Annotated in this window: 4 protein-coding genes; 2 read left to right on the plus strand and 2 right to left on the minus strand. The window is 59.1% G+C overall.

Translation table 11 applies throughout. The features are described 5' to 3' along the window. The first annotated feature begins 27 nt into the window (after positions 1-27). Positions 28-1,545, plus strand: coding sequence for a sulfatase (locus tag ABX749_RS21000; RefSeq protein ID WP_372897701.1), 1,518 nt, complete (start codon positions 28-30; stop codon positions 1,543-1,545). 522 nt (positions 1,546-2,067) lie between these two features. Further along, positions 2,068-2,247 (plus strand): hypothetical protein, encoded by a 180-nt coding sequence (locus ABX749_RS21005; RefSeq protein ID WP_372897698.1) that lies wholly within the window; start codon positions 2,068-2,070, stop codon positions 2,245-2,247. Between the two features lie 31 nt (positions 2,248-2,278). On the opposite strand, the gene ABX749_RS21010 is transcribed toward ABX749_RS21005, so the two are convergent. After that, positions 2,279-3,862 (minus strand): arylsulfatase, encoded by a 1,584-nt coding sequence (locus ABX749_RS21010; protein ID WP_372897699.1) that lies wholly within the window; start codon positions 3,860-3,862, stop codon positions 2,279-2,281. A gap of 208 nt (positions 3,863-4,070) precedes the next feature. Further along, positions 4,071-4,571 carry a type IV pilus biogenesis/stability protein PilW gene (locus ABX749_RS21015; protein WP_372897700.1) on the minus strand — a complete coding sequence of 167 codons (501 nt, stop codon included), beginning with the start codon at positions 4,569-4,571 and terminating at the stop codon, positions 4,071-4,073. Positions 4,572-5,148 lie beyond the last annotated feature (577 nt).

Raw genomic sequence — 5,148 nt, forward strand, 5'->3', positions numbered from 1 at the left:
GACAGACCGACCACAACGGACCTCCACATGAAAACCAACCTGCTCCTTCCCCGCCTCGCAGCGTGTTTCCTGGCCCTCTTGTTCGGCTCGTTAATCCACGCGGACGATCGCCCCAGTTTTATTCTGTTGATGGGAGACGATCACGGCTGGAGTGAAACGGGGTACAACGGGCATCCCTATTTGCAGACGCCCGTGCTGGACCAGATGGCAGCAAGCGGGTTGCGACTGGATCATTTCTATTCGGGGCATCCGTCGTGTTCGCCGACCCGTGGCAGCGTGCTGACGGGGCGGCATCCCAACCGCTACGGCACCTTCGCCCCTGGCTGGTCGATCCGTCCCCAGGAAATCACAATCGCCCATCTGTTATCCGATGCGGGTTATCGATGCGGGCATTTCGGCAAGTGGCACCTGGGCCCGGTTAAAAAGGAATCTCCGACCAACCCGCGAGCCATGGGATTTGACGAATACCTGTCGCACGACAATTTTTATGAGATGAATCCGCCGTTCTCTCGCAACGGCGGGCCGCCGGAGCGATTCGAGGGCGAAGGATCCGAAGTCACCATTGACGAGACGATCAAATTTATCGATCGTGCCCGCCAGGACGGCAAACCCTTTTTGGCAGTGGTCTGGTTCGGCTCGCCCCATGAGCCGTACAGCGGGCTGGACAAAGACCTCGCGCTCTACGATGACCTACCCGAGTCGTTGTCCAAGCGGTCGGTTCGCTTGACCTCGATGGAGACCGGCCGGCCGACGACGCGTCCGTTGGGGGACGTGTTGCGCGAACGCTATGCCGAAATCACCGCGATGGATCGTTCGATCGGAACCTTGCGTGAGCATCTCAGCGACACCGGACTCCGCGACAACACCTTGCTTTGGTACTGCGGCGACAACGGAAGTCCTCGCAGCAGCGGTCGCGCGACGACTCCCTTTCGCGGCGAGAAAGCTTTGATGTATGAGGGCGGGATCCGTGTTCCCGGCTTGATCGAATGGCCTGCACGAATCCGCCAAGGGCGTCTCAGCGACGTCAATTCGGTCACCAGTGACATGCTTCCGACGCTTTGCGAACTGGCGGGGGTCAACGTGCCTGAGCGGCCCCTGGATGGAATCAGCGTCGTGCCGGTGATCGAGGGGACGATGAACCAACGCCCTAAACCGATTTGTTTTTGGAGCTATCCGGCCAACCGCGTGACGGGGGCAAACCCCAAGCCGGCGCCGTACATCGATCTGGAGTTGCAGGAAGGCACGACGCCGTTGGTGAAAGAAATGGCCGGCAAATTGACTCGCAGCTTTAATAACTTTCATCAACCGGAAATCGGGGAGGCTGATTACGCGGGGCCGCGGGTGATCCTGGACAACCGCTACAAACTGGTCGTCGATGGCCAATCAGGCAGCGACACAAACATCGAGTTGTTCGATTTACATGCCGATCGAGCGGAACAGAACAATCTCGCCGGAAGCAAACCGGAGGTCACCGAACGTTTGCTCAGCGAACTCCGTCAGTGGCAAACGTCGGTGCTGAACAGTTTGCAGGAAGCGGATTATTGATGGTTGTGATCACGCGCCACTGGCTCACGCCACGTGCTGAAATCCCAGCGGGACGCGTAACGACTTGTTGATTTAATCCGATCGCACGTGGGATTAGCCGTTTCGCGCAAGCGTACGGGCATTCATCTTGTCAATTACTCTCCGGCGCCCGTAGGCTCGCGCCAAACGGCTGATTAAATCAACAAGCCGGTAAGCGACCGGCGCGTGTCAATCGTTCCACCTATTCGTCACCGGCTTAACCCGCAAGAGTTGACTGTTCGTTACCTTTTCGGATTCTCTCCAAACTCCCCTGCGATCCTGCCGAAAGGGATCAAACCAAGGTCGGGAATCATTGTCGTGAACGGATGCTGAGCCAATTTGGGAGATCCATCCGTGCGTTACTTGCTTCCCGTTTTCGTTCTGCTGCTTACCGGTTGTAGTGCTTCAGGCCCGTTGAGTTGGTTTCGACGAACACCGGTGGTGTATCACAATCCGTCCTGTTCGCAATGTTCTCCGTCGACAGCGGTTCCGATCGGGTCGGCCGTGCCTGAATCGATGGTGCTGGAAGGAGCGACGGTCGACCATGGCATCTACTACGACGACATGTTGGACGAGGGCGCGATTGAAAGCCGACTCGATCCCCCGATGAGTTTGCCGTCAACCAACGGTTCCGCTCCGAACGCGGAGTCGATTCCCACGCCGACGCCGGATCCGGAAGCGTAGGCACGTCGCGCAGGTCGTGCCTTGCCATCGGTCACAATGCCGCCGGGTGACGACGTACTTTGACGTCGTTGCGTTGGGGCGGTCCGGGCGTGCTGCGACCGGCGGTGATCGTCGTTTCCAGTAACGCTTGCATCGATTTCAACCGCTCGGGTTGCTCGGCGGCAAGGTTGCGTGTTTCGGCAAGGTCTGTGGCGAGATCGTAGAGCTGGACGGGTTGGCTTTGGTCGCCGCCTTTGCCCCAGCCACCCGATCCCGGCGCGGCGATGTATTTCCAGTTTCCACGGCGCAAACTGGGCACACCGCGAATCGAACAGCTGACCGACGTTTCGCGAATCGGTTGGCTTTCCCCCTGCAGCAGCGGCACCAGGCTGAAGCTGTCTTCGCCTGCGGTTTCTGGCAATTCTGCATTCCAGATGTCAGCAAACGTGGCCAGCAAATCGGCTTGATGGATCAACTGTGGGCAGACACTTTCCGGTTCGACGACGCCCGGCCAACGGACGAGGAACGGGATGCGATGCCCGCCTTCCCACGCATCCGCCTTGTAACCCCTCAGCGGACCGCTGGGGTAGTGGCCCTGCTGTTCCAGTGATTCGACGCCGATGTACGGTGCACAGCCGTTGTCGCTGGTGAAGACGACGAGTGTCTTGTCCGCCAACCCATGCTGCTCAATCGCATCGAGCACTTGACCAACAACGGCATCGGTTTCCATCACGAAATCGGCATACAGTCCTAGGCCACTTTTTCCTTTCCAAGCGTCATTGACCGACAGCGGCGTGTGGGGTGAAGTCAGCGGCATGTAGACCAGGAACGGATCGGGCGACTTGGCTGCGGCGGCGACGTACTGGGCGGCTCGATCCGCCAGCGCGGGCAAGATCGGCTCCAGCGCCCAGCCGGCCAACGCGGGACCTTGATTGCTGGCTTGGTTCTTGCGCAGCAACTCCGGCGGCAAAAATTCGGTCGGGATCCCAACCGTTCGATCGTTTTCGATGAAGCAATACGGCGGCCAGTTGGGGACGTCGGTGCCGAAGTAGACGTCGAAGCCACGCGTGCTGGGACCGCCGCCGATCGGTTTTTCGAACACCTCGCGCCAGACCGCTCGATGCCCGTCGGTCGCGGCGGCGTTGCCTTTTGGGCGTGCTTTAAACAACTTTGCTTTCGACGCGGGAATCGACCAGTCCCATCCCAAGTGCCATTTGCCGATGCACGCGGTTTGATACCCGTGCTGTTTCGCCAGCGATCCGATTGTCATCCGGTCCGGGGCGATCAGCGGCGCGCCCCAAAGTCCGACGATGCCGGCTTGCAAGCGAGAACGCCAGTGGTAGCGACCGGTCAGCAGCGTGTATCGCGACGGAGAACAGACGCCGGACGAAGAGTGCGCGTCGGTGAACTTCATGCCTTGTTTGGCCAGCCGATCGATGTTTGGCGTCGGGATCTTGCCACGCTCGGGGTTGTAGCACTGCACGTCGCCATAACCGAGGTCGTCGGCGTAGATCACGACGACGTTGGGCGGGGCAGTTGATTCAGCATTCACCGACGCCGAACCATGGCTGAACGCGACAACTGCCGCAAGCGTCCAGCAAGCGAGCGACATCATCTTGGCAAACGACTGAATCATGATGAATCTCATTTCGGCGGGGGCACACGGGCGCGACGGTCCACGGTCGCCGGGGACAAGGCAACACCAGGGTCCAAGTGCCGCGTTCCCGAGGGCTGTTCAAAGGACCTCAAGTGTACACTCCAAGCACGCGTCAAAGGGGTCACACGCGTCAAAGGGGTCAGACACGCGTCAAAGGGGTCAGGCCTCTTTTGTTGAGCGATATGCATCAAAGAGGCCTGACCCCTTTTCCACGCTCGCCGCCGTCGAGTGCCTTTTGAAGATGTTCGGTCATCGGTTCTGCGTGGTATGATCCCAAGCGTTTCAGCTCCGCAAGATCTTTGATTGCGTCATTCATACGTCCCGCCTCCATGTGCATACCCATTCGGGCGACGAGCACGTCATCGTCTTCGGGATCGAGTTCAAGGGATGAATTGTAGTAGGAAAATTGGAGCTCGGAATCATCATCGATCTCCCTCGATGCGTTTGCAAGTAACCAGTGTACGGTCGGATTGAACGGGTTGAGTTCCAGTGACCGCACCAGGTGGTCACGTGCAACCCTGTAGTCGGCGAGCTCGTCATCCGTGTATCCCACCGCCTCATCGAGTTCCTGTTCAGACCATCGATTCATCGCTTGTTTCTGAATCGAAGAAATCAGCCTGGACGCGGCCCGAAATTCCGATAGTGCAGCGATTGCGTCGCGCTTCGATATTGTTGCATCAGGAATCAATTGACAACCGTTTCAGTCGGATAACGAAGGGCGATCGATCCGCATCTTCGGAGGGACGGGGATGGATCGGGCGCCAGAACTCTCTCGCCTCTCAGTTGGGCCATTGATGGGGATCGATTAGAACGGATGCTGGCAAAGGTTGCCAGCGTTTTGATCCCGAGGGGATCACAGCGATTAGCCGGAGGTGAGCGCAGCGTCACCTCCGGGAAACACGCCCAATTCTCTCCTGCGACCCCGGACAGGGTCGCAGCGAGTTCCGACACAGTGGGCAACGAATCGAGGCCGCGGTTTGGACTGTGTCGCCCTTCCAGGGCTGCTGCAACGAAGGGAGTCTCCTAACCGGCGGCTCACACCGCCGGCATGCACTCTGTCTGCCCTCCGGGCATCACCCAGGCCCGACCTTCGCTGCACAGATCACCTGCACGCCGTTCGCTACGGCAACGCACGCGTTTCTTCTGGTTCGCCGAGTCCCGACGCCGTCAAAGGGGTCAGACGCCGTCAAAGGGGTCAGGCCTCTTTTGTTAAGCGATATGCATCAAAGAGGCCTGACCCGAATGGCACGGGCATTTTGGCAAAC

The sequence above is a fragment of the Stieleria sp. genome, from assembly GCF_041595215.1.
GTDB lineage: Bacteria > Planctomycetota > Planctomycetia > Pirellulales > Pirellulaceae > Stieleria > Stieleria magnilauensis.

Bases quoted from the DNA above. Each gene is read 5' to 3' on its own strand.
- ABX749_RS21000 (WP_372897701.1), top strand. From the start codon at position 28: ATGAAAACCAACCTGCTCCTTCCCCGCCTCGCAGCGTGTTTCCTGGCC.
- ABX749_RS21010 (WP_372897699.1), bottom strand. From the start codon at position 3,862: ATGATTCAGTCGTTTGCCAAGATGATGTCGCTCGCTTGCTGGACGCTT.